The 24,078-nt window shown below is 55.1% G+C and carries 20 protein-coding genes and 1 tRNA gene; 15 read left to right on the plus strand and 6 right to left on the minus strand.

Features of this window, described 5'->3' with window-relative positions; genetic code table 11:
* Window positions 1–34: 34 nt before the first annotated feature.
* From AL01_RS08445 to AL01_RS08460, 4 genes are all read left to right on the plus strand, one after another.
* Window positions 35–1,369, plus strand: a complete 1,335-nt coding sequence (locus tag AL01_RS08445; RefSeq protein ID WP_077397096.1) for a homoserine dehydrogenase — start codon at window positions 35–37, stop codon at window positions 1,367–1,369.
* Window positions 1,366–2,370, plus strand: coding sequence for a class II fructose-bisphosphatase (gene glpX / locus AL01_RS08450; protein ID WP_077397097.1), 1,005 nt, complete (start codon window positions 1,366–1,368; stop codon window positions 2,368–2,370). The genes AL01_RS08445 and glpX overlap by 4 nt, the downstream gene beginning before the upstream one ends.
* A 14-nt stretch (window positions 2,371–2,384) precedes the next feature.
* The gene (gene recJ / locus AL01_RS08455) at window positions 2,385–4,196 is read left to right on the plus strand and encodes a single-stranded-DNA-specific exonuclease RecJ (RefSeq protein WP_077397098.1); all 1,812 of its coding nucleotides are present in this window, start codon (window positions 2,385–2,387) and stop codon (window positions 4,194–4,196) included.
* A gap of 41 nt (window positions 4,197–4,237) precedes the next feature.
* A tRNA-Glu gene (locus tag AL01_RS08460) sits at window positions 4,238–4,313 on the plus strand.
* Window positions 4,314–4,457: 144 nt separating this feature from the next.
* Here AL01_RS08460 and AL01_RS08465 read toward each other — a convergent pair.
* Entirely contained in the window at window positions 4,458–5,453 is a 996-nt protein-coding gene (locus tag AL01_RS08465; RefSeq protein WP_077397099.1) for a chorismate transformation enzyme, FkbO/Hyg5 family, read from the minus strand.
* A gap of 125 nt (window positions 5,454–5,578) precedes the next feature.
* Window positions 5,579–6,250 carry a COG4648 family protein gene (locus tag AL01_RS08470; protein ID WP_143280744.1) on the minus strand — a complete coding sequence of 224 codons (672 nt, stop codon included), beginning with the start codon at window positions 6,248–6,250 and terminating at the stop codon, window positions 5,579–5,581.
* 15 nt (window positions 6,251–6,265) lie between these two features.
* On the opposite strand from AL01_RS08470, the gene AL01_RS08475 reads away from it, so the two are divergent.
* Genes AL01_RS08475 through AL01_RS08515 form a run of 9 tightly spaced genes read left to right on the plus strand, consistent with a single transcriptional unit; the run spans window position 6,266 to window position 15,726 of the window.
* Window positions 6,266–6,550 carry a phosphopantetheine-binding protein gene (locus tag AL01_RS08475; RefSeq protein ID WP_077397101.1) on the plus strand — a complete coding sequence of 95 codons (285 nt, stop codon included), beginning with the start codon at window positions 6,266–6,268 and terminating at the stop codon, window positions 6,548–6,550.
* Entirely contained in the window at window positions 6,550–8,193 is a 1,644-nt protein-coding gene (locus tag AL01_RS08480) for an AMP-binding protein (protein WP_077397102.1), read from the plus strand. The genes AL01_RS08475 and AL01_RS08480 overlap by 1 nt, the downstream gene beginning before the upstream one ends.
* Complete coding sequence (locus AL01_RS08485; RefSeq protein WP_077397103.1) at window positions 8,193–9,104, plus strand: LpxL/LpxP family acyltransferase; 912 nt, start codon at window positions 8,193–8,195, stop codon at window positions 9,102–9,104. The genes AL01_RS08480 and AL01_RS08485 overlap by 1 nt, the downstream gene beginning before the upstream one ends.
* A 4-nt stretch (window positions 9,105–9,108) precedes the next feature.
* Window positions 9,109–9,729, plus strand: coding sequence for a LolA-related protein (locus AL01_RS08490; RefSeq protein WP_143280745.1), 621 nt, complete (start codon window positions 9,109–9,111; stop codon window positions 9,727–9,729).
* A complete protein-coding gene (locus AL01_RS08495; protein ID WP_077397105.1) occupies window positions 9,726–12,041 on the plus strand; it encodes an MMPL family transporter in 2,316 nt (771 codons plus the stop codon). The genes AL01_RS08490 and AL01_RS08495 overlap by 4 nt, the downstream gene beginning before the upstream one ends.
* Window positions 12,038–13,243, plus strand: a complete 1,206-nt coding sequence (locus tag AL01_RS08500) for a beta-ketoacyl-[acyl-carrier-protein] synthase family protein (protein WP_077397106.1) — start codon at window positions 12,038–12,040, stop codon at window positions 13,241–13,243. Before AL01_RS08495 ends, AL01_RS08500 begins: the two co-directional genes overlap by 4 nt.
* Window positions 13,240–14,043 (plus strand): beta-ketoacyl synthase chain length factor, encoded by an 804-nt coding sequence (locus AL01_RS08505; protein ID WP_077397107.1) that lies wholly within the window; start codon window positions 13,240–13,242, stop codon window positions 14,041–14,043. Before AL01_RS08500 ends, AL01_RS08505 begins: the two co-directional genes overlap by 4 nt.
* Window positions 14,030–14,464: a hypothetical protein gene (locus AL01_RS08510; protein WP_077397108.1), complete on the plus strand. Its 435-nt coding sequence runs from the start codon at window positions 14,030–14,032 to the stop codon at window positions 14,462–14,464. Before AL01_RS08505 ends, AL01_RS08510 begins: the two co-directional genes overlap by 14 nt.
* Window positions 14,461–15,726 carry an NAD(P)/FAD-dependent oxidoreductase gene (locus tag AL01_RS08515; protein ID WP_077397109.1) on the plus strand — a complete coding sequence of 422 codons (1,266 nt, stop codon included), beginning with the start codon at window positions 14,461–14,463 and terminating at the stop codon, window positions 15,724–15,726. Before AL01_RS08510 ends, AL01_RS08515 begins: the two co-directional genes overlap by 4 nt.
* A gap of 37 nt (window positions 15,727–15,763) precedes the next feature.
* On the opposite strand, the gene AL01_RS08520 is transcribed toward AL01_RS08515, so the two are convergent.
* Complete coding sequence (locus AL01_RS08520; protein WP_077397145.1) at window positions 15,764–16,663, minus strand: LysR family transcriptional regulator ArgP; 900 nt, start codon at window positions 16,661–16,663, stop codon at window positions 15,764–15,766.
* Between the two features lie 72 nt (window positions 16,664–16,735).
* Here AL01_RS08520 and AL01_RS08525 point away from each other — a divergent pair, with 72 nt between their 5' ends.
* Complete coding sequence (locus AL01_RS08525; protein WP_077397110.1) at window positions 16,736–17,362, plus strand: LysE/ArgO family amino acid transporter; 627 nt, start codon at window positions 16,736–16,738, stop codon at window positions 17,360–17,362.
* Window positions 17,363–17,448: 86 nt separating this feature from the next.
* Here AL01_RS08525 and AL01_RS08530 read toward each other — a convergent pair whose 3' ends face one another.
* Both AL01_RS08530 and AL01_RS08535 read right to left on the minus strand, forming a co-directional pair.
* On the minus strand, window positions 17,449–21,072 hold the full coding sequence (locus AL01_RS08530; RefSeq protein WP_158075961.1) for an autotransporter domain-containing protein: 3,624 nt from the start codon (window positions 21,070–21,072) through the stop codon (window positions 17,449–17,451).
* Window positions 21,073–21,358: 286 nt separating this feature from the next.
* Window positions 21,359–21,814: an RrF2 family transcriptional regulator gene (locus AL01_RS08535; protein WP_077397112.1), complete on the minus strand. Its 456-nt coding sequence runs from the start codon at window positions 21,812–21,814 to the stop codon at window positions 21,359–21,361.
* 189 nt (window positions 21,815–22,003) lie between these two features.
* Here AL01_RS08535 and cysK point away from each other — a divergent pair, with 189 nt between their 5' ends.
* Window positions 22,004–23,005: a cysteine synthase A gene (cysK, locus tag AL01_RS08540; protein ID WP_077397113.1), complete on the plus strand. Its 1,002-nt coding sequence runs from the start codon at window positions 22,004–22,006 to the stop codon at window positions 23,003–23,005.
* A gap of 97 nt (window positions 23,006–23,102) precedes the next feature.
* Here the strand turns inward: cysK and AL01_RS08545 are convergent, their stop codons facing one another.
* Complete coding sequence (locus AL01_RS08545) at window positions 23,103–23,873, minus strand: SDR family NAD(P)-dependent oxidoreductase (protein WP_077397114.1); 771 nt, start codon at window positions 23,871–23,873, stop codon at window positions 23,103–23,105.
* Window positions 23,874–24,078: the final 205 nt, after the last annotated feature.

The raw sequence follows: 24,078 nt of genomic DNA on the forward strand, positions 1-24,078 counted from the left end.
TGGGGCCTTCAGCCTGACAGGAAACGACTTCATCATGACTTCCGTGCATCACAACACTGTATCATCCTCCGCCACATCCCCGCTCCGGCTGGGCATTGCCGGCCTCGGGACAGTGGGCACAGGGGTTATTCGGCTCATCCGCCAACATGACGGCCTGCTGCGCAACCGCACGGGCCGCCAGATTGAAGTCGTAGCTGTCAGTGCCCGCAACCGCACACGGGATCGTGGGATCGACCTTTCCGGCCTGCGCTGGCATGACGACCCTACCGCCCTGGCGAATGACCCGGATGTGGACGTTGTGGTGGAATTGATGGGCGGCGCAGAAGGTGCTGCCCGTACACTGGTGACTGAAGCGCTGAAAGCAGGCAAGGCAGTCGTGACAGCCAACAAGGCTCTAGTGGCCCGTCATGCTCAAGAGCTTGCCCATCTCAGCCATGAACATAAGGCCCCCTTGCTGTTTGAAGCCGCCGTGGCTGGGGGCATCCCTGCCATCAAGATGGTTCGGGAAGGTGTAGCTGCTGATGCCCTCACCCGTCTGGGCGGCATCCTCAACGGGACCAGCAACTTCATCCTCACAGAAATGGCCGAGACAGGCCGTGCCTTTGAGGACGTGCTCAAAGAAGCACAAGACAAAGGCTATGCCGAAGCGGACCCCTCCGCCGATATTGATGGATGGGACGCTGCCCACAAACTCAGCATTCTGACGGCTATTGCCTTCCGCCCGATCGTGTTCGACAGTCTAGCCGTCAGTGGGATGCGCCGCATCACAACCGATGACATCCATCAGGCCCGCAAGCTGGGCTATGCCATCAAGATGCTGGGCGTAGCACGCCGCTTGCCAGAAGACCGTGTGGAAGCATGGGTACAGCCGTGCCTCATTCCAGCCCGCTCCGGTCTGGCGCAGGTCAATGGGGTCTATAATGCCCTGACGACCGAAGGCCCCTTCAGCGGTCCCATCACCATCTCCGGCCAAGGTGCTGGGGAAGGCCCCACGGCCGATGCTGTCATGGCTGATGTGATCGACCTTGCCCGTGGCCACGGTCTCCCCCTCTGGGGCCGGGTGGACGAGCAAGCCCCCATCCCCTGCGAACCAGTGGGCAATCTAGCCAGCCGCTTCTATCTTCGCATCACACTCACAAACAACGTGAATGCAGAAACAACCCTAGGCGAACTCCGTACCATCCTTGGCAATGAAGATATCGCCGTGGAGCAAGGGCACCACCACACATCACAGGGCGGGGCCACACAGATTATCCTGCTGACCAAGCCTGTTACACTAAACGACATCGACCGTATCCTGCCTATCCTTGAGGAAATGCCTATTGTGCAGGGCACGCCGCTGGCTCTGAAAGTAGAAGACCTGCCATGACAGCGAAACAGACCCAGCATGTCCCCCATGAGTACCGTGTCACGGGCCGCAATCTGGGGCTGGACCTTGCCCGTGTGACTGAGGCTGCCGCCATCGCCTCTGCCCGCTGGACGGGCCGGGGCGACAAGAACGCCGCAGACGGTGCCGCCGTCGAAGCCATGCGCAAAGCCTTTGATACGGTGGCCATCAATGGCACCGTCACCATTGGCGAGGGGGAAATGGATGAAGCCCCCATGCTCTATATTGGCGAAAAAGTAGGCTGCGGCGGGCCGGAGATGGATATCGCCGTAGACCCGCTGGAAGGCACCAACCTCTGCGCCCGCAGCCTGCCCAATGCCATCACAGTTGTGGCCTTGGCACAAAAAGGCTGTTTCCTCCACGCTCCTGACATCTACATGCAAAAGATTGCCGTAGGCCCCGGTTTACCGGAAGGTGTGGTGGATATTGATGCCTCCATAGGCCAGAATCTGGCCAGTCTCGCACAAGCCAAAAAATGTGACGTCAGCGACCTGACCCTCTGCGCACTAGAGAGGGAACGCCATAATGAACTTGTCGCCAAGGCACGGGAGGCCGGGGCCCGTGTCCGGTTGCTCAGCGATGGTGATGTAGCTGCTGTGATTGCTACCTGCCTTCCCGGTAGTGGTGTCGACATTTATGCTGGGAGTGGCGGTGCCCCGGAAGGCGTACTGGCCGCTGCTGCCATACGCTGCATGAACGGGCAGATGCAAGGACGCCTTCTTTTTGAAAATGAAGAGCAGATTACCCGGACCCGCAGCATGATCCGCCCCGACCTCGACCCGACGCAGGCCCTCAGCCTGACAGACATGGCCGCTGGGCCGGTCTTCTTCTGCGCCACCGGCGTAACCACAGGGGACCTACTGCGGGGGATTGAATATCCCTCCAGCAATTATATCCGCACCCATTCCGTCATGATGCGCTCAGAGAGTGGTACCATCCGCTATATGGAGACCTATCACCTCCTCGACCCCCACGCCGCCTGATCTCGCCACATCCGATGCATCCAGCCGTTCCCTCACAGCCGCTTCCTGCCCTTGTTCTGAATGTCCAACATAGTGCGGGGCTACGGCGATGGATCTGGCGGCATCCCATTTTGGCAGAAACAGATAACCGGCTCGCACTAGCCCTTGCCCAGAAGATGGACATATCCGAGCTAGCGGCCCGTATTCTGGCCGGGCGGGGTATTTCTGCCGAGACAGTAGAAACTTACCTTCAACCCCGGCTACGGGATGCCCTTCCTAATCCCTCCACACTGAAGGACATGGACGCTACGGCACTACGACTGGCGGCTGCCGTAAAGACCGGCGAAACAGTTGGGATTCTCGGGGATTATGACGTGGACGGAGCCTGCGGTACGGCTCTGCTCAGCTCTACCCTCACCGCTCTGGGCTGCACAGTTCTCACCCATATTCCTGATCGCTTAGCGGAAGGGTATGGCCCCAATATCCCCGCTCTGGACGCTATGCTCAACAAGGGAGCCACTCTGCTTGTATGTGTCGATTGCGGCACAGCAGCCATTGAGATTCTGGATCATTTTGAGGGGCGTGCGGACCGGATCGTTTTAGACCACCACAAGCCAGATGGTGTACGTCTACCTAAAGGGCTGGTCGTGAATCCCAACCGGCTGGACTGTGAGTCCGGTCTTGGGCATCTTTGTGCGACGGCTGTTGCATTTCTGACGGTCATAGCCTTGCAACGGACCCTTCGCCAACAAGGCTGGTTCGACACACACCCCGCACCAGACCCTTTAGCCCTGCTCGACCTAACCGCTCTGGCTACCATTTGTGACGTCATGCCGCTACGAGGCCTCAACCGCGCCCTTGTAGCGCAGGGGCTAAAGGTTATGAATCGTCGCCAGAGGATTGGTCTCGCAGCACTGGCTAATGTTGCTGGTGTCAAAGCCAACGCGAGTGCCATGAGCTGCGGCTTTGCCCTTGGGCCCCGCATCAATGCTGGAGGGCGCATTGCCAAGGCGGGACAAGGCTTACAACTCCTTCTTAGCCAGTCCGAGCACGAAGCGCAGGCCATTGCTGAGGAGCTGGATGCCGTTAACAAAAAACGTCAGACTGTGGAAAGCCATATTCTGGATACCGCCATGGAGCTAGCCCAGAAGCAGATGGACGCTGGCCATGCTGTCATTTTTCTACATGATAGCAACTGGCACTCTGGCGTGGTTGGCATTGTGGCCGGACGACTGAAGGAACGTTTCAATCGCCCCGCCCTAGTTGGTGCCTTGCAAGATGGTGTGGTGAAAGGTTCTGCCCGGTCTGTCACGGGGCTGGATATTGGGGCAGCCATCATTCATGCCCACCAGTCTGGTCTATTACTGACAGGGGGCGGCCATGCCATGGCCGCTGGCTTCTCCGTAAAAGAAGAAAATTGCGCCGCCCTCCATGCCCAACTAGATGAAGACCTCAAAGCAGCCCTAGAACTTCCCCCGCAAGATGATTTGCTGCTGGATGGCGTTATCACCGTCAAAGGCGCCACGCCGACATTGGCAAAGCAGATCGCCCTACTGGCTCCGTTCGGGCCGGGCAATGAAGAACCCCTATTGGCCATACGAGATGTTCGCTGCGTAAAGGCTGACCGAATTGGGCAGGACGGTAATACATTACGGGTCATTCTACAGGATGCTGACGGCTATAGCCGGATCAAAGGGCTTGTCTTCCGTGTTGGAGACAAACATTTCACCGACCTGCTGGAAGATCGTAATCGCCCGCTGCTGCATGTAGCCGGACAGCTACGTCTTGAAACATGGCAAGAACGAGAAAATCTTACTTTCTTCATTTTTGATGCTGCAAGGGCTTGACCTTTTCCCCTTTCCTGCCTATTAACCCCCTCACGCCTTTAGTCCCGTTCGTCTAGAGGCCTAGGACACCGCCCTTTCACGGCGGCAACACGGGTTCGAATCCCGTACGGGACGCCAGATCATATTCTGTGGCTATTCATAAACTACCCCTCCTAAATTGCTTATTGGATTACCGTTTCACTTAGGTGAAAGTCTGAAGCTGTCTATTTTTAGACAAGGCAACAGAGGTAAGTAGAATTTTATCCACTCCCCCAATAACCATTATCCCACAAACACCCCTTCAACCTCCAAAAGCAACTCCGCCCGGCAGATGTCAGCGATGAAAAGCGGAGCCTGATCTGGTGGGCAAGGGAAGGCCTGCGCAATGGCCGTTCGTACTGTCGAAGCATCTTCGGCATGGCGGACATAAAGCTTCATGCTCTCAAAACGGCCATTGCCAAGACGGGAAAAGCGTTTTCCAGCGGCATCAAGCAAGGAATTGATTGTCTCAATTGTAACAGAAAGCTGTTCTTCTACAGTCTGCCCGATAGATTCGTGTCCCCGAATGCTTGCCGTACCAGAAAGATACAAAACCGTCCGCTCTGCTCCCTCCATCACAGTTGCACGGGCAAAAGATGGTGAACGCCGCCCATAACGGGGCGGATAATGATAAGCGGGAAGCTGGCTGGGGTTCTCCAGATTCACGCCGCTCACCTGCCGGTGGGCAATCAGAAATACGGCTACACCGCCCGAGGAAAGGCCGATACCTGTCGCCGCAGGCAGCTCATCAAGACCAACATTCATGGCCTCAAAAGCTTGAGAACGGCCACTACAGAAGTCTCGGTAACGCTCTTCTCCCCGGACATTATCCCGATTAATAGCCCCCAAGTAATTCCACATCCGATATATATGGCCAAACCCTTTAGTGCGCGCCAAAGTAATCAGACGTTCGTAATGGGACTGCACTGCATCACATAACTCCGGCTGGTCCTGTACCCAGAAGGCCGCAAAGAACAGATCACCTTCACTGCTCCAACCAATGCCGCCTTCTATCCCAGCCCGCCGCTCTCCTGAGGCGTTTCCCCTCAAGGGCATCTCCGACAAAGAGGCTGGGCACCAATGCTCGTATACTGCAGGCATAGGGCCGGGCAATGTCATGCAAACACGGCCATTCCTTACCTCCAGATCAGCCCTGGAACCCCCATAGCACAGAGTGGCCAGAGAAGACGTCTCCGCCTTCTCCTGTCCGAAATGATAGACGGGCAACAATACCATCATGCTTCATGCCACTCCCTGAAAACGATCCACGACTGACCTGTTACACAGACCATCTCAGCAGTCTGCTTCTTATGCGAAAGCCTTGCCGAATGACAAACTCTAATACCGACAAGAAAAGGCCCGCCTTACTTTAAATCTTTCCTCATGAATACTGCACGGCCTGCCATGAAATTTTGTTTCAAAGTAGAATGATCATAATTCCGGATGACAAGACGCCGTACTACCATTTCCACAGCAAAACAAACAAAGGTAGCCAGAACAGTTCCGCCCTCAAGCGGCAGACGCCACAAATTTCCCCGCATTGCACACAGCCATAATATAAGCGGAGCCAAAAGGGCGAGAATGAAGAACAGGCACCATGCCCATGTCAGCCTCACCGTATAACGCTGCACATCTGGTCGCAGGGGAGAGCCATGCACGGCCTCGGCTAGACATGTCACCAACGGGACCCGCCCCTGCCTGAGAGAACGCGCAAAAACTCTCAGCATCCCCAACAACATCAGCTCATAAATGGCAATCTGATCATACAGCCGGAAACAGGCTGGGAAATACCACCCTAATACCCCCATAACCGGTACCAACAATAACCCTGCCAAAGACCTACCAGAGAGCAGGCCCACTAGCTGCATCATGACCCCAAGGCTGATGCAACCAGCAAATACGCCCCAACTAGACGGCACCAGACCAACCAGCCCTATCCCCCCAAATAGTAGAGCAAACCGCCACAATCGCCCGACCTGCCCCTTGCTGGATAGTAAACCCGCTGCTAAATTGTGATAGACCTTACCTATCATCAATGGATTAACCTCTTAGTGACGACAGTTCCCTCTTCTCACGATCAGACAGCTCTGGAACGTGAATTGGCTGCCCATTTAACAGAGGCCGTCCAGCTGGATATGGATCCTCTCGATATTGATCCCAACATGCCCCTCTTTGGGGAAGGACTGGGGCTGGATTCCATCGATGTGCTAGAAATAGCCCTCATGGTCAACACGCAATACGGGATCAAGCTGGAATCGCACGATGATAATAACCGCGAGATATTCCACTCCCTCCGCTCGCTCGCACATTATATCAGTACACACCGTCCGGGCTGATGCCTGCCCCACCTGACCTCTCTCTCATCACCGCACCAGAGCGTCCTGTCTTCCATACGACCACAGGCCCCCTGTACGGCACACAGCTGCTCTCCCTCGCTTGGGCACTAGCGGAACAACTACCAGCTCGCCCGGTCATCAACCTTCATACTAATCCGCTACAGTTCACTCTCGTCTTTCTTGCGACCCTCATGAAGGGGCAATATTGCCTGCTCTCCAGCAATCATGCCCTCTCCCAGCTTGTCGCCCTTCAGAAAGACCATGACGCCCTCTGTACAGGCCCTTCCCTGCCTGCCCCCCTAACCGGTTTTTCTCTCCCGCCACTCTCCGATCTCACATCACCCCGTCAGGACAATATCCGCCTGCCTACCACCTACGAAGCGGCCCATGTCTTCACATCCGGGAGCACGGGGCAGGCCCGAGTTCACAAGAAATGCTGGGGAGAGCTGGTAGCACGCAGCCATGCTGCCCTCCCGCTACTCGCCCCCTCATATCCAAAAGACACAACTCTGCTGGGAACAGTGCCACCCTATCACATGTATGGCTTTGAGACGCTGATCCTGCAAAGCCTGCACACCCCCACGGCCACGGCCAGCGGCCCCAGCTTTTTTCCCGGCGATGTAGAGAAACTACTGGGCAGCACACCGGGCCACCACACCCTTATCACCACCCCTGTCCATCTACGATCCCTCACGACAGCAAAGGCCCTATTACCGGGACTACAACGCATCATCTCCGCCTCCGCCCCACTGCCCCGAGAGCTGGCACTGGAAGCAGAAGACCGTTTTCATGCCCCTGTCATGGAGATTTACGGCTCAACAGAAACCGGGTCCGTTGCTAGTCGCCGGACAATCAGCTCCGATCCATGGCAGCTCTATGATGGCATCACCCTAACGGACATACCGGATGACGGGCAGGGCCAAACCCATATCTGCCACGCCCCCCATGCCACATCTTATCCGTTAAACGATATCATCACCATGGAAGGCCCACGCCATTTCCATCTGATAGACCGCAAGGGTGACCTACTGAAAATAGCCGGTAAGCGAACATCCTATGGGGCTCTCAACAAGGCCCTGCTTCAGACTAAAGGGATCATTGATGGCTGTTTTGCTCCCCTTTTCAGCGAGGAAGAGCTAAAAGAAGTAAAAGCAGAGCCGACACGTCTACAGGCCTTTATTGTCACCGGAGCAGATGAGACCACCACCATCATGAGAGCTCTCCGCCAGCATATTGATCCGACCTTCATGCCACGGCGGCTTGTCCGCCTGCCTAGCCTACCCCGCAATCCTGTGGGCAAACTGACACGCCAGGCACTGGAAACGCTCGTCCGGGACTATGCGGAAAAACGCTCCCATCCACCTTTCTCTATTCCAGCCGACCACCCAGCCCTACCCGGCCATTTCCCCGGAAATCCCACCGTTCCGGGCATCGTCCTTCTGGAACGCATCTTCGCCCTGCTGGATGTGCCTGTTCGTACCATCAGCAGCGTAAAGTTCCTCTCCATCGTCAGACCTGATGAACCCCTCCAGCTACTCTCCAGTGCGCTGGGTGGCGGACAGATACGCTTTAGCCTCCATCATCTTTCCGGCCCTCTGGAAGGAACCGTCATTCTCCGGGGGCAGATCGGAAGTCCATCCTGATGCGGCGCAATACATGGCTCCGCCCAGAAAAAGGCAACAGCCTGAGTATCCGGCTCCTGATATGGGTTGCCCTAACTCTGGGCTACCGCTTCACCGCCCTTCTGCGCTGGCCGGCAACACTCTATTACGCCGCCGCCTATCCCACGGTCCGGCGTGCCTCATGGCACTATCTGTCCCATCTGCACCGGGCCGGAAAGCTGCACTCCCCCCGCTGGACCATGGTGCTGGCCCATATCCATGCCTACAGCACCAATATTCTGGACCGCATCTATCTGCTCAGCGGACGTTTCCCGCCACAGAACATCCACATCACCGGGCAGGACCTCCTGCATGAGGCACTCCAGCAAAAAACGGGCTGCATCATCATGGGGGCTCATATCGGATCGTTCGATGCCCTGCGCCAGTTCGGCCTAAATGCCTCTGTACGGTTCCGCATGCTGATGTATCGCCGTTTCATCGGGGCGGCATCCCGCTTCATCGAAGCCCTAGCACCGGGGTTCCATGAAGACATCATAGAGCTGGGCGAACCCCACAGTATGCTGACAGCCCTCAAAGCACTACGAAATGGGGAATTCATCGGCATTCTAGCTGACAGAGCCCATGATGATGGCCGGTCCATTCCCATCAATTTCCTAGGGCAGGATGCCCCCATCCCGGCAGGTCCGTTCCATCTAGCCCAACTGACGGGAGCACCGGTTATTCTCGTCTCGGCGATACGACAGAAAAATGGCACCTACCATATTGCCTGCAAACGTCTGGCTGATACCCTTCCCTCGGAAACAAAAGCAGCATCCACACAAACAACGCTCGTACCATACATGCAGGCCTATGCCCGCTGGATGGAAACACTGTGTCAGGATCATCCTTATGCGTGGTTCAATTTCTTTGATTTCTGGGAAGAAGGCCTCTGATCTCATGAAACGCCTGCCCCTCATTCTTCTTGCCATAACAATTTTCTGGCCGATGGCACACGCAGCAGTACCTGCCATCGCACCAACTAATACTCCTCCGACTTCTGCCCCCTCGGACGGGGAGGCTCTGGCTGTTGATATCCTGCATCGTATTGGTCTGGTCTCGCAGAGAGAGAACCACTTTACCGAAACCCGGCAACTACATGCCCTCCGGGCCCCACTCCATAGCGAAGGACAGCTTCGCTTCATCCCGCCTGATTATGTGGAAAAACTCACCCTTACCCCCGTGCGGGACAGTTTCATCATGCAGGGCGATACAGTGCGGCTCCAGCATGGCCAGAGCCCGGAGCGGACCATCTCGCTGCATGTAAGCCCAGTCCTACAGGTGATGGCAGCGACAATCAGAGGGCCTTTGCAAGGCGATGTCACCCTACTCCAGCATTATTATACACTCTCCGCTACAGGAGATGCCGGACGCTGGACACTGACATTGACCCCCCGCACGGCAGAAACGGCCCATGTCATCCGGCTTGTCCAAATAGAAGGCCGTCATAATACGCTAGACAGTACACACCTTGTTCAGGCTAACGGTGATGTAACCGACACGGCTATCACCTCACCATGAAATGCCGCCTTCCCCTTCTACTGGCTCTACTCTGTGCCATCATTGTAGCTGCGGCGACATTCTCAATCATTCCCCTCCGCATGGGGATGCAGGCTTTCCTACCCCGCCCGCATGATGAAAACTCTCAATTCCTGCTGGATGAGCTAAATCACGGGCCAACCCAATCCATCATGATCGCCTCTATCAGAGGCAATGATACAGAAAGCCTACTCCAAACCGGACACCGGTTTCATCACGCTCTAGAGGCAACAGGACAGTTCAGTCTCATTCTGGATGGTCCGGCGTCCCTTTCTTGGCAAAAGGATCAGCCGCTCTTTTTCGACCACCGGTACGGGCTGGCTCCCCATGACCGAACACGTCTTTTCTCACCGGACGCTCTGAAAGCCGATACGACCCGGCTTTATGATCTTCTCCAGTCCATGGCGGCCCCATTGGTAGAGGAGATCGGACTAAAAGACCCAACCGGTGCCTATACCGATTATCTGGCTAGTCTGGAGAGTAGCACACCTCCCGCAAGCATAGACGGCCTTTGGCTGACAACAGACCATCACGCCACGCTCATGCTACTCCAACTCCACCAGCCGAACCTCGACCCTGCACAGCTAGGGCGGCTTCATCACGCCATTCAAAAGGCCTTTGAAAATAGCCGCCCCCCCAATGCGGACTGCCAACTTTTACTCACAGGATCGCCTGCTTTTTCCTTCTTCGCTGCCCAGTCCCTCCGGCATGACATGGACCGCCTCGCCCTGTTGTCCCTTCTTGTCGTGGTCGGCATACTATATTGGCGTTTTCGCTCTCTGTGGGTTCTGGCAACGCTGGCTATCCCTTTCCTGCTCTCGCTGTCCGTCTCTATGCTCGTGGTCAAGCTCTGTTTCGGCTGGGTTCATGGCATTGCTGTCGGGTTCGGCATGACCATGCTGGGCGTCTCGCTAGACTATCCCGTCCTACTGCTGGGGCATCGGGATAAAGGCGAGGGCATCCCTGTTGTGCTGGGTCGTATTGGTACCAGCTTAAAACTGGCTACACTCACAGCCATTGTCGGACTTTTAAGCATGATCTTCTGTGGGCTACCCGGCCTCATGGAGCTTGGCTTATTCTCTGCCACGGGTATTCTAACCGCAGCCTGCATTACTATCTGGGTTCTACCCCATCTCGTCACACAGGCCGATCTTGCTGCCCATCATCAAGGTGTGTCGCCCTCCCTGCTACGCTGGGAGACTCTCCGCCGCTATCGTGGACTCTGCCTGCTGGTGGCTCCGCCAGCTCTGGTCCTGCTCCTACTGCATCCCTTCCATATTGAAAAACAGGGGGAAATCCTCAACCCCATTCCTCCTGCCTTACTAGAAACAGACCGACAGCTACATCAGCAACTTGGTTCCCCACAGCCCAGCCTAATGGCTGTTATCCATGCACCTGACAGTGAGCACGTCCTACAACAGGAAGAGACCCTCCTTGGCCAGCTCCCTTCCAATCAGGACATGGACCATGCAGCCCGCCTCCTGCCCAGCAAGGCCCTCCAGCAAAAACGGCTGGCCATGTTGCCAACAGCAGATAGCATAAGTGCCAGTCTTCGCATGGCACTTCAGGCCTCTCCTTTCCAGCCGGATGCCTTTACCAGCTTGCCCGGTGATGTGGAGCGTGCCCGGCACCTCCCCCCCCTAGGGTTAGACGATATCGCCGGTACGGCCCTTGCTCACCGCATGGACCTCCTCCTTATGGCACAACATGGCCTCTGGTATGGTCTCATTCTACCCCGCTCGCCCCAAGCCATAGCGACACTGGAGCATCTACACCAGCAGCGGCCCGACCTTCTGCTCATCAATATGAAAACAGCCGTAGGAGACCTACTACACCCTTATGTTCAGAAGGCCGCTGTCTGGTTAGCGGCGGGGATCGTCCTTGCCCTACTTACCCTCTTGATCTGCCAGAAAAACCCGGCCCGTACCGGGCGGCTCGCCCTGACTTTGGGCCTGACAGGCCTAAGCGTACTAGCTTTCTTGCGCCTTCATAGCCCGGTTTTTTCCATCATCCATATTGTGGCTCTGGCCTTTGTGCTGGGTGTTGGCATAGATTACGCTCTCTTCTTCAGTCGGCCCCAGCTTGATGAGGCCGAAAGAACCCGAACCCTCCGCACCCTGCTGACCTGCAACCTGATGACCATTCTTTCCTTTGTCATTCTGGCGAGCTGTCAGACGCCACTTCTACGGGAACTTGGCCTCACCATTTCTTCTGGAGCGTTATTTGCCATGATGTTCAGCTTCCTGCTGATGGGCACCATCCCAACCTCCTCCCAGCAGGGAGACCATTCATGACCGACCTAATCATCACCGCTGGAACGGCCATAAGTGCTATGGGGCGTGGTGTAGATGCCACCCGGGTCTGCATATTAGAACAGCATCAAACCCTTCAGCCTGATACATTCCAGTCCCCCGGGCATGGCTATATCGGGCGTGTTGCTGGCGTAGAAACCCATCCATTTCCAGCCGCACTGACCCAATTTGACTGCCGCAACAACAGGCTGGCCGACATGGCCTTAACGACTGATGGCTTCACGGAAGCTGTTCTGGAGGCCAGGGCACATTATGGTCATCATCGTATTGCCGTCATCATGGGCACCAGCACATCCGGCATCCTAACAACGGAAGAGGCCTACGCCGCCCGCCCCTGCGAAGATGCCCCACTCCCCCCCAATGTGCTCTATGAGAACACGCAGGACCTCTCCTCCCTGCCACGCTATGTAGCTGCCCGACTGAATATTACCGGGCCTACACTGACCATCTCCAATGCCTGCGCCTCCTCCACCCGTGCCTTCATAGACGCAGCCCATCTCATTGCCTCTGGCCTCTGCGATGCGGCTATTGTTGGAGGGGCAGACAGCCTCTGCCACATGACACTACAGGGCTTCGCCTCGCTTGGGCTGGTTTCAGCCTCGCCTACCAGACCCTGCGATGCGAAACGCAGCGGTATTTCCATTGGCGAAGCTGCTGGCTTTGTCCTGCTGGAACGCAGCAATGGTCGCCCTCGCTCTATAAAACCCGCTGGTTATGGTCTTCGCCTTCTGGGGTATGGTGCCAGCAGTGACGGCCATCATATGTCCTCGCCTGACCCAACAGGCAGCGGAGCCGCCCATGCCATGAAGAAAGCTCTAGACCGAGCAGGACTGGCACCAGAGGCCATAGACTACATCAACATGCATGGCACGGGGACACAGGCCAACGACCAGATGGAAGACAAGGCCATGGCGTCCCTCTTTGGCAGTTCCGTGCCCTGTTCCTCCACCAAAGGCTGGTCTGGGCACACATTGGGAGCCTCTGGGATTCTGGAAAGTATGATCTGCGCCATCGCTATGCAGGACCAGTATCTGCCCCATTGCATGAATAGTCAGATGGTTGATCCTCTCTTCCAGAGTGATATTCTTCTTGTACCCCGTCATGGCAAGCTGAATTATGTCATGAACAATTCTTTTGGCTTTGGCGGTACGAATAGCAGCCTCATCTTCGGACCACTGACATGATCATTTCCATAAACGGTATCGGATGTTGGGGTGAAGGGCTGCATGGCTGGGAAGAGACAAAAGCAATTTTACAGGGGCAGGCCCAGCATGACCGGACCAGCCTAAAACTACCCCCACCGGAAAGCCTCCCCGCCAATGAACGCCGCCGGGCCAGTCAGGTCATCCGTCTGGCCATACTCTGCGCAGAAGAAGCCTGCCAACAGGCCGGCTGCCATGCCGGGGAGCTACCCGCCATTTTTGCTAGCTCCAATGGTGATGGTTATATCATCAACCGTATTCTGAATTCCCTCGCAAGCCCGACGGGGGCTGTATCGCCCTCATTATTTCACAATTCAGTCCATAATGCCCCTGCCGGCTACTGGATGATAAGCCACAAAAGCCACCAGCCCGCTGTTTCACTAGGGTTGTATGATGAGACACTCTCTGCCACACTTCTAAAGGCCGCTGCCGAGGCTTATGCAGAGGAAAAACCCGTCCTTTTCTGCATCTATGATGCACCCATTCCCGGCTCGCTGGGGACAATCCGCCGGACTGGATCATCCTTTGGTTGTGCTTTCATCCTAACCCCAGCTTCAGGACCGGGACCGATGGGTCAACTGGCACTCTCCTTGAAAGAGGGCCAGTGCACTGATGATCCATTCACGTCCCTACCCGAAAGCTTGGCAGATATGGCCCGCCACAATCCTGCTGCCCAGATTCTTCCTCTGTTACAAGCCATTGCCCAAGGGCAAGACCTTTCCTTCTCCCTGCCCTACGGGGCCAATCATCTAACAATTGATCTGACCCATGCTCACCCGTGATGACATCCTCCGCCATATTCCTCATCAGGGAGCAAGCTGCCTGCTGGATGCTGCGACACGCTGGGATGAAACATCACTTGAGGCCACAACCCGGCTCCATAACGTCCCCGCCAACCCCTATAGGGTTGCCGACCATCTTCCTCCGATCACAGGGATAGAAATGGCCATGCAGGCCGCAGCCCTACATGGTGCTCTAACAGCCCATGAAACACGGCAGGGATGGTTAACCAGCGTCCGGGATGTCCTGATCCATTGCGACAGGCTGGATAACCCAGCATGGGACAGCCTCACCATCATCGTGACACGGAAACATCAGGCCCATAGTGGCATGATCTATGATTTCACCCTGACTGCCCCCTCTGCCGGGCTTCTTCTTGGCGGCACAGGCACCGTCATGCTTCCAACGGATAAACCATCATGACCCAGTCTCCTACTCCTTGTGATGTTCTGATCATTGGCGGCGGCCCCGCTGGCAGCACAGCAGCAACCGTTCTGGCCCGGCGGGGGCTGGATGTCATCATGCTGGAGAAAGACCAGCATCCCCGCTTCCATATCGGCGAGTCCCTTCTGGCCTGTAATCTCCCTATTCTGGAGCAAATCGGCGTACTGGATGAAGTCGCCGCTATGGGGGTTTACAAACCCGGTGCTGAGTTCGTGACCGATACCGGTGAGGGGCGGCTATCTTTCCCTTTCCGCTACGCCATAGACCCCAAGGCTGACCATGCCTATCAAGTCCGCCGCTCCGAGTTTGACGAGCTGCTCTTCCGCAATGCAGCCAAAGCTGGAGCAAAAACCTTTGAGAAAACCCGTGTCATAAAGGTTTCTTTCCCCATCCCGGATGCTCCTCTTGTCGAGGCAAAAACGGAAGGCGAAAGACCCCGCTTCTTTGCCCCCCGTTTCATTCTTGATGCCTCGGGCCGGGATACGCTCATGCTCCGCCAGCATGGGAAGAAATATAGCGACCTCCGCAACAACAAGGCCGCCATCTTCAGCCATTTCCGCAATGTGCCCCGTGCAGAAGGCGAAGGAATGGAGGGGTATATCTCCGTTCATCTAGTCAAAGGCGGCTGGTTCTGGATGATTCCCCTGCCTGATGACATCATGAGCGTTGGCTTTGTGGGCGACCATGACAGCTTCAAAAATCATGGTGGCTCTCTGGACACCCTCTTCTGGAAAACTGTGCAATCCAGCCCTAGCGTACGGGAGCGGATGGCTAATGCGGAGGCTCTAGCACCGCTCACGACTACCGGGAACTACTCGTACAAAGGGGACAAAGCCTGGGGCGAACGTTATTTCATCATCGGGGATGCCTTCGGCTTTCTGGACCCTGTTTTCTCATCAGGCATCATGCTGGCCATGCAAGGCGCTCTTCGTGGCGCCGATGTTGCCAGTGCGTGGCTGGCCGACCCGGCACAGGGGCGCAAAGCTGCCCGCAAAGCGGAACGCCAGACAAGACGGGAAATGCGGCTCATCGGCTGGCTTGTCTATCGCATCAATGACCCACTGCTGCGTTATTTCTTCATGCGGCCAAAGAATAGTCCACTCCGGATGCGGGATGCCATTATCTCACTTCTGGCTGGCAATTTCTCACCATCATGGCGGATCATGCTTCCCTTCCGAGCCTTCACAATCATTTTTGGCCTGACAAAGCGTTTTGGAAAACACAAACGACCCAAAGCCTGAGCGAGCTGTTTCTCTTTCCTGTATCAGAGAAGCAGAATCATGCTGTTTCCAGCCAGTCTGCCGCCACCCGCTGGACATTCTGACTCAGTCGATTCAGTGCCGACCCGTACAACCTCGGCACTGACCAAAACAAAGGTACGGAAGGACGATGCCCCGGGCTGATTTCAACAAGCTCCCCCCGTTGCAAATACTCTTCCACCAAGGGCAAGGGGTGCAAAGCCCACCCCAAACCATACAAGCATAAATCCAGAAACGCCTTGGAAGAGCCTACCCAACAGGCTGGGGCTCCTAACGTGACACCATGCACAGCCTCAGCCCAGCGGGCCTGAAACAGATCGCTCCTATCAAACCGCAAATAAGGTGCGCCCTGTAACGCTTCAGCCGTTACACCCTGCGAGAAATGCGCTGCAATTAAGCTCGGGCTGGCACAAGCTACATACGCCATACTGCCCAACGACACCGTTCTGCACCAGGGCAGCGGGTCGGAGGAAGCCGTCACAGCTGCCATGACATCGCCCGACCGTAGGCGTTCTGCCGTATGCTGTTCATCATCAATGGAAATATCCAACGTAATGGTAGGCTCCTGCTCGGCAAAAGCCATCATGGCACGGGAGAACCATGTAGTAATACTATCCGCATTCACGGCAATCTTTACCGTTGCTGGGAGTGTCGCCGTCCTATCTTGCCAAGCCAGACGGGATGCTAAATCACTCTCCAACACCCTGACACAATCAAAATGGCGACACAGCATTGTCCCCAACTTGGTTAATCGACAGGGCTGCCCACGAATAACCAAGACACCGCCCAGACGCTCCTCAAACCCTCGTACACGCTGAGAAACAGCAGAAGGTGTCAGCCCAAGTGATGCCGCTGCTCGCTCGAAACTGCCTTCCCGTACGACAGCACTGATAGCCGCCAGAGCAGCGTAGTCGAACATGATGAAGTTTTCCTTCATTTAGTGAAATAAAATAAGCTGTCCTGTATATACCTCACCTGTCATAGACGGGCCATGCACACGATCATCACCCCCATCATCACTGGTTTCTGCCTCGGTGCCTCCGCCATTATCGCTGTTGGAGCGCAGAATCTTTTTATTCTACGTCAAGGCCTGAAAAAGGAGCATGTGCTGCCCATCCTCCTTCTCTGCGCCAGTGTAGATGCCATCTTCATTACCGCCTCGGTGCACGGAGTGGGAAAAATTGTCAGGGCTATGCCGTTTGTTACGGACATTCTGACCTACGCCGGAGCGGCCTTTCTCATCTGGCAAGGGATTTCCGCCCTACGCCATATGGCAACGAACAGCCAAATCTCTCTGGAAGCTCAACCCCCGCAAAGCCTGAAGAAAGTCATGGCTATGACTTGCGGCTTCACCCTACTGAATCCCCATCTCTATTTAGATACAGTCCTACTTATGGGGTCAGTCAGCCTATCCCAACCTGAAGAAAGCCGATCATGGTTCGGGTTTGGTGCCGTGCTGGCTAGCTTCGTCTGGTTCCCTCTACTGGGTTACGGAGCACGGGTACTACGCCCCTTTTTCAGCAATCCGCTCTCATGGCGTATTCTGGACGGACTAACAGCCGTCATCATGCTCACTCTAGCAGGCACATTGCTCTACCATACCGCACTATCCGGCTAGAATTGGATCACCCGATCATCCGAATACAGAAAAGGCCGCCCATATGGCGGCCTTTCCTTTTGTTATGATCTGGCTCTGGCCTTGGATTAGAAGGCAACCTTAACGGAACCAGTTGCCCCGCTATCCATGGAGTGCTCCCCATACTGCCCGGTGTAGGACAGATCGAGGTCCACAGAGTCGGTAACCTTAGCAGACAGACCCGCCTTAACCACGGCAGCATCACGAGACAGCAACACGCCGCTAACCCGCATATCGCTACCATCATTGAGGAAGCGTTCTGTTCTGCTGGAGCCGAGGCTACCATAGGCCCGGCGGTAAGCCCCCATGGCATGGGCACGCAGCCACATGTCACCAATCTGGAAGCTACGCGCCACACGGAAACCAAAGCTCGTGAAGCCTACGCTCCGATCTTTGGACTGACCATAGAGAGCCGCCACACCACGCTCACTGAAGCGTCCAGCGTACTGGTTGACGTAGGACCCTTCGAGGAAGGGTTCAAACTGAAGCTTACCAAAGTCAAACTTGTAGCTCAGCTCCGTAAAGGCACGGGCTGTACCGCTACGGTAGTTACTGGTCTGACGACCACCAAAGTCAGCCACCTGCACATGGCGGCGCATGTTCATCAGGTTCCAAGTATAGAACGCACCCATACGCAGATTGAACCGCCCCCAATGGGACCCCGCATAGCTACCCAGACTGATATTGTTGCTGTTACCAGAAGAGTTGCTGGAGCCATTGGTATTGAACATGGAGTGCCCATAGGCAATCATGCCACCCACACGCCAGCGGTCATCAATCGGCGTATCCACCCCCATGACGAACCCAGCTGTCTGATGATGCAGCGGGCTTACGTTTCCACCGCCATTGCGCCCCAGGCTCCCATAAGCCTGACCCCACATGATGGTGTGGTTGCTATCGCACCGTGCTCCTCTACGCCGGGTGTGGAGATCATAATGTCCCCGGGTTGACAGAATACCGTCACCATCGCTGTTACCATCACAGCTTGCATCACCCAGACGATCCAGCACAGCCTGCTCAAGCAGGTAACTGTCCTGAATCATAGCCGTACGGGCAGAAGCGTGAATATCACCAGACAGATTGTTCAGTGCATGACGTGCCTCACCTGTAGATGTAAGGCCTGTCATAGCCTGAATCACAGGGCTGCTATCACCCATACGGTCCAGCGCATTGCCAACTGCACGTTCATTCCCGCTCTGGGCAACACCGCTGAATGCTGTAGCATTACGTGTATAAATCACATCCACAGCTTGGTTTTCGAACACCAGATAAGGTGAAACGAAAGGACCTGTCTGCATGTCGCCTGTTACGGTCAGAGCATTGTCATGGTTAGCACTGACTGTCCCTGTGGCCGTGAGGATACGATAACCATCCCCAGCATAGACACGCCCGGTATCGCTTTTCACGATACCAAGGGTCGCACTGTTCAGCTGGGCATCGCCATTCACATGGACCAAGCCACTGTTAAGCTGACGGTAAGAACCTGTCAGAGAACGACCTGTCGTATCAAGCAACCCGTTACCACGGTTATAGCCCTGAACGTTGTTAAGCGTGATGTAGGAGTTGGACGTAGTCGGTGTGGAGCTAACCCCCACAGAAAGAACAGACTGATGGCCTGCGCTACCATTCATCGTAAGGGCTGTGCCCTTATTCCCGGCGGCACCGATGTTCAGCGTACCATTGCTCTGGTTCCAGTTAGACTCAACCGTACCACCGCCATCAACTGTCGTAACAGCAGCTGCACCGTTGTCTGTCGTGTTACCGGTCAGAATGGCACCATCCTCAACCTTGATCCCGGACGAAGATGTATTGTTGCTGTCGGAAGCCTGACCATAACCAGAGGCCAGAGCCAATGTCGTATTCTTACCGGAAACGACCGTCTGGCCCTGATAGCTGTTATCATGGTTGGCAACATACAGCGTACCGCCACCCGTTGCGGTCATACCGCCGGTGCCTGTCAGCTTACCTGTAAGATAGGTGTTCTGGCTGTTTGTATCGAAGGTGCCATGACGGACAGGCTCACCGGAAGGTGTGCCATCAGACAGGGCAACATTGGAATCCACATGCAGGTCGCTGCCCTGGCGGTTACGGATAATACCGTTGCCATACAGCACAAGACCGCCATTCCCCTTAGGAGAGTTCTGGTTCGTCTGGCTGGCATCGCTGCTGATACCACTGCTACCGTTCGTATCACCAACAACAAGAGTACCGGTCCCCGCACCCTTGGTGGACTGATCAGCACCACCAACGTTCAGCTGACCATCACTTTTGATCTTAATATTGCCAGCACTGTTGATGACACCACCAGCCGTGACACCAGCAGAATAGAGCGGGGCTTTTCCCTGACCCGTACCGACAGTCATACCACCCCGACCAACGTTCAGCTGACCACCAGCCTGAGTTCCCCCAGTCCCAGCATAACCAACATTGACGGAACTATTAGATGCCAGACCACCAGCGTTCTGCTGCCCACCGACAGTCACGCCGTAGGCATTCACCACACCACCCTTCTGGACATTCAGCTGGCCAGTACCCTGATTACCAACAATCAGGTTACCCGTCTGGCTACTGCCCGTCAGATTCATCGTGGACTGCGTATTGGTACCAGCAGTCTGACCGTTACCGACAGTTACCGTACCAACAGACCCAGCCTTATTCCCGATAGTGACATTACCGGCACTGGTAAATGTACCACCATTCTGGACATTAAGTGACCCCTGGCCGCCGTTACCGACAACCGTCTGTACGCTCAGACCAGCATCATTTTTAACCGTCAGAGACGAACCAGAGCCATCAACTGTCACGCTACCCTGAGAGCCCGTATCGGCACCAACGAGCACATCACCGCCCACAACGCTTTTACCACCCTGCTTGATAGCAAGGCTGCCCTCACCGCTTGCACCGACAAGCACACCACCAGCACCAACAGTCATGGCACTGCCATCACCGGTAACGGACACATCGCCCTTACCATCAGCCTGGTTACCGACAGCGACAGTCATCACACCGACCTGACCGCCATTCTGGACGATCAAATGGTTTGCCTGCTTCGTGCTGCTGGCCCCGTAGTATGAATCACCATTACCAACAATCAGCTGACCATAAGGCTGGAGAGGCTTTTTATTGGCATCAGTCTGGTTGAACAGCAGCAACACACCATTCTTATCAACCGTCAGCGTTGCAGAATCATTGGCAGCAAGACCAACAATCATTGCACCACCGTTCACACGGTTAGAGATGATACCGCCCAGCTTGTCTCCATTACCTGTCAGGGTCAGGGAGCCATTACCACGGATAATTGTACGTCCGTTATAAGAATTCTGCCCTGTAAACGTCACATTATTGGGCTGTGTCTGCTGTGTTGTATTGATAGACTCACCCGTGTTGATATCAACACCACCGGCCTGATCAATAGAAGTTGTGTTCCCCGAAGTGACAAAGATAGACCCTGAGAAAACCTGATTCGTCCCATCACCCTTAATACGGTGAACGGAATTATCCGTGATGACGTCACCCAGGCTCGACAGATTCGCTGCCTCCGTAACGTTAACGTAAGGAGGACTCTGATCGTCACCCACCACCGGCAAAGCCGCTGGGGCCTCATCCGCAGCATTAGCGGGCGTGAAAACAGGCCCGAACGGCGTCACGTCCACACAGAACAAAGCAGCCGTAAACAAAAGTTTATTCCGCATGATTTTCTCCAACGCCGAACACACCACTCCCCCTTCCGCTTTTGCAGGCACCATCACCTAGAGAGCCCTTGTCTCTAAGGGGGATCACTTAATTACTTAACGAGATATAACAACGTGTTAAAAAATTCAAATAATTTTATACTTAATTAAGCAGTTTTCCGGGGACACAGCGTGTCGATTCGCCATAATTGACAGCACCACCCCAACACATTTCTAGATGAAAATGAGGATGCGCTAGAGCATACAAAATACATGCTCTAGTAAATCTACTACACTCTAAAGTATATTAAATGGTAAATGAAATAGGAGCCTGCCTTGGACGCTCCAACCCTGAACGTTCAGCCTGCTGCAAAAGATCAGCCAAAGTAATTCCTGAGAGACGCTCTTTAATCCCGTCATTAAGCTCTGCCCATAGAGGGGCAATTACCAAAGACTGAAGCGGATTATTACCTTTCCCCTGAAAAGCAGCCACCTGGTCCCGAATACCAACAGCGCAAACAATTTCATGCAGGCTCACCACCCGCGGGGACCGCCCCAACCGGTATCCCCCTTTCGGGCCGCGTACGCTGTCCAGCAGGCCCGCCCGGGACAACGCCTGCAATACCGGCTCAATCCCCCGCCGGAGCAAGCCGCTGCGCTTTGCTATGTCTGCCCCGCTTACAACACCGGACCGCCCAGCATAAAAAGCCACATCAAGCATAATGGACAGTGCCGTTAGGATACGGTCATTTTTCAGATACATCACTCACTCTTCAGCCATCAAAGCCTATCAGGCTCTTTTAACTTATCTCACAACATAGGAAAGAAAATTATGCGAACGATTCGCGGTGCCTTGATGTTTCTATAACCAACCCACCAAAGCAGCATGACGGATACCGGATAGACCTGCTAGGGTTCTAACAATGTCCATCCATGGCAAGGAGTACCACCGATGACAGAATCACGCTCATCAGATTTTCCTTTCCCTCTTTCCAAAACGGCCTTCGCGCCTCCCCGCGGGTATGTCTATCCTTCCTTTCTGGAAGTCGTAGGCGGTACGCCTCTAGTCGCTGTTCCCCACCTGACAGAGACAGAAAAGCTGAAAGCTCACCTGCTGCTCAAGCTCGAATTCTTTAATCCTATGGCCTCCGTTAAGGACCGGATCGGCGTTGCCATGCTGCGGGAAGCACAGGACAAGGGACTTATTACACCGGGCAAATCTATCCTTGTGGAACCAACATCCGGCAATACCGGCATTGGCCTCGCTTTTGCGGCGGCATCGCTAGGCTACCAGATGATCGTTACCATGCCGGAAAGTGCCTCTATGGAACGACGGAAAATGCTGGCCTTGCTAGGCGTAACGCTGGAGCTGACACCCGCCCGACAGGGTATGAAGGGTGCTATCAGCCGAGCCCAGGAAATTCTCAAAGAAACCAAGAATGCCTGGATGCCTAGCCAGTTTACAAATCCGGCCAATCCAAAAGTCCATGCTGAAACGACCGCTGAAGAAATCTGGACAGATACCGCCGGTGCTGTGGATGCCGTGGTGGCCGGACTCGGCACAGGTGGGACAGCCTCTGGCATTGCCCATGCCCTCAAGCCACGCAAGGAAGGGCTGAAGGTCTTCGGACTGGAGCCCTCTGAAAGTGCGGTCCTCAATGGTGATGATCCCGGCCCGCATGGCATTCAGGGGCTTGGACCGGGCTTCAAACCGGATACTCTGGACATTCGGGCTTTGGATAAGGTGATTCCTGTCACCGAACATGATGCTCTGACAACGGCCCGCCTCTGCGCCCGCACGGAAGGTCTGCCGATTGGTATTTCCGCCGGTGCTGCACTGTTTGCCGCTATGGAGCTTGCCAAAAAGGACGAATGGGCCGGTAAGACCATCGTTGCCATCGTCCCTGACTTTGCCGAACGTTACCTTTCCACGCCACTTTTTGCCGGTCTGTAAGAACCACATATACAAAAAGCCTCCGTTCCCCAAAAAGGAACGGAGGCTTCTTCTTTTCTAAGGGAAGGGCTACACAGCCCCTCCTCAGATATTCACCTTATTCAGAGGTGTAACCACCATCGATCACCAGTTCGGTTGCCGTAACGAACTTGGACTCGTCAGAAGCCAGATACAGAACGCCATAGGCCACATCTTCCGGTGTACCCAGATGACCAACCGGATGGATGTCCACCAGATGCTGATAAGCAGCCTTATCAGTGTGGGTCAGCTCATCAACCAACGGTGTCTGGATATAACCGGGGCAGACGCTGTTGATGCGAATCTTGTAACCATTACGGGCACAATGCAGGGCGGCAGACTTGGTGAGCATCTTCACGCCACCTTTGGAAGACCCATAAGCAGCCAGATTCGGAATACCAACCAGCGCAGAGCTAGAACACATGTTGACGATGGAACCACCCTCACCGCCATTCAGCTCACGCATGCTCTCGACAGCGTATTTCGTACCGAGGAACACGCCATCCAGATTGATGGACTGCACACGACGCCATTCTTCCAGAGAGGTGCTTTCAATGGTGCCATCAAAGGCGATGCCAGCGTTATTGACGACGATATCCAAGCGACCATCATGCTCCTTGATGGCAGCCATCGTCTTCTTCCACTCATCTTCCTTCGCCACGTTCAGCGGCAGGAAGCAGGCCTTACCACCGGCCTTGCGGATTTCTTCTACAACCTCTTCACCACCCTTCGGGTTGAGGTCTGCCACGATGACCTTGGCACCTTCCTTGGCCAGAACTTTAGCAATTCCCTTGCCAATTCCACTGCCAGCACCAGTTACGAGTGCAATCTTCCCAGAAATCCGTCCCATCTGTCATCTCCTCAGATAAAGGGTCTAGTTTCACGCTACTCTTTTCACACAAAATCACCTTGATTTATATCAAATTAACGGGGAGACCGATCTCACTCATTACTGTTTCCGGTCATGCCCTCTGCCCTGCTCCGCAGTCTACAGCACTTTTTATATTCACTCTTCATTCATGCATATCATCCATGCCCATAAAGCATTTCCTGTC

Source organism: Bombella intestini (assembly GCF_002003665.1).
GTDB classification, from domain to species: Bacteria; Pseudomonadota; Alphaproteobacteria; order Acetobacterales; family Acetobacteraceae; genus Bombella; species Bombella intestini.

Excerpts from the sequence above, each read along its gene's own strand:
- AL01_RS08465 (WP_077397099.1), bottom strand. The coding sequence starts at position 5,453 with ATGATGGTATTGTTGCCCGTCTATCATTTCGGACAGGAGAAGGCGGAG.
- AL01_RS08490 (WP_143280745.1), top strand. The coding sequence starts at position 9,109 with ATGAAACGCCTGCCCCTCATTCTTCTTGCCATAACAATTTTCTGGCCG.
- AL01_RS08445 (WP_077397096.1), top strand. The coding sequence starts at position 35 with ATGACTTCCGTGCATCACAACACTGTATCATCCTCCGCCACATCCCCG.
- AL01_RS08530 (WP_158075961.1), bottom strand. The coding sequence starts at position 21,072 with ATGCGGAATAAACTTTTGTTTACGGCTGCTTTGTTCTGTGTGGACGTG.
- AL01_RS08515 (WP_077397109.1), top strand. The coding sequence starts at position 14,461 with ATGACCCAGTCTCCTACTCCTTGTGATGTTCTGATCATTGGCGGCGGC.
- AL01_RS08495 (WP_077397105.1), top strand. The coding sequence starts at position 9,726 with ATGAAATGCCGCCTTCCCCTTCTACTGGCTCTACTCTGTGCCATCATT.
- AL01_RS08485 (WP_077397103.1), top strand. The coding sequence starts at position 8,193 with ATGCGGCGCAATACATGGCTCCGCCCAGAAAAAGGCAACAGCCTGAGT.
- cysK (WP_077397113.1), top strand. The coding sequence starts at position 22,004 with ATGACAGAATCACGCTCATCAGATTTTCCTTTCCCTCTTTCCAAAACG.
- AL01_RS08480 (WP_077397102.1), top strand. The coding sequence starts at position 6,550 with ATGCCTGCCCCACCTGACCTCTCTCTCATCACCGCACCAGAGCGTCCT.
- AL01_RS08520 (WP_077397145.1), bottom strand. The coding sequence starts at position 16,663 with ATGTTCGACTACGCTGCTCTGGCGGCTATCAGTGCTGTCGTACGGGAA.
- AL01_RS08505 (WP_077397107.1), top strand. The coding sequence starts at position 13,240 with ATGATCATTTCCATAAACGGTATCGGATGTTGGGGTGAAGGGCTGCAT.
- AL01_RS08545 (WP_077397114.1), bottom strand. The coding sequence starts at position 23,873 with ATGGGACGGATTTCTGGGAAGATTGCACTCGTAACTGGTGCTGGCAGT.
- AL01_RS08510 (WP_077397108.1), top strand. The coding sequence starts at position 14,030 with ATGCTCACCCGTGATGACATCCTCCGCCATATTCCTCATCAGGGAGCA.
- AL01_RS08525 (WP_077397110.1), top strand. The coding sequence starts at position 16,736 with ATGCACACGATCATCACCCCCATCATCACTGGTTTCTGCCTCGGTGCC.
- AL01_RS08535 (WP_077397112.1), bottom strand. The coding sequence starts at position 21,814 with ATGTATCTGAAAAATGACCGTATCCTAACGGCACTGTCCATTATGCTT.
- glpX (WP_077397097.1), top strand. The coding sequence starts at position 1,366 with ATGACAGCGAAACAGACCCAGCATGTCCCCCATGAGTACCGTGTCACG.
- recJ (WP_077397098.1), top strand. The coding sequence starts at position 2,385 with ATGCATCCAGCCGTTCCCTCACAGCCGCTTCCTGCCCTTGTTCTGAAT.
- AL01_RS08500 (WP_077397106.1), top strand. The coding sequence starts at position 12,038 with ATGACCGACCTAATCATCACCGCTGGAACGGCCATAAGTGCTATGGGG.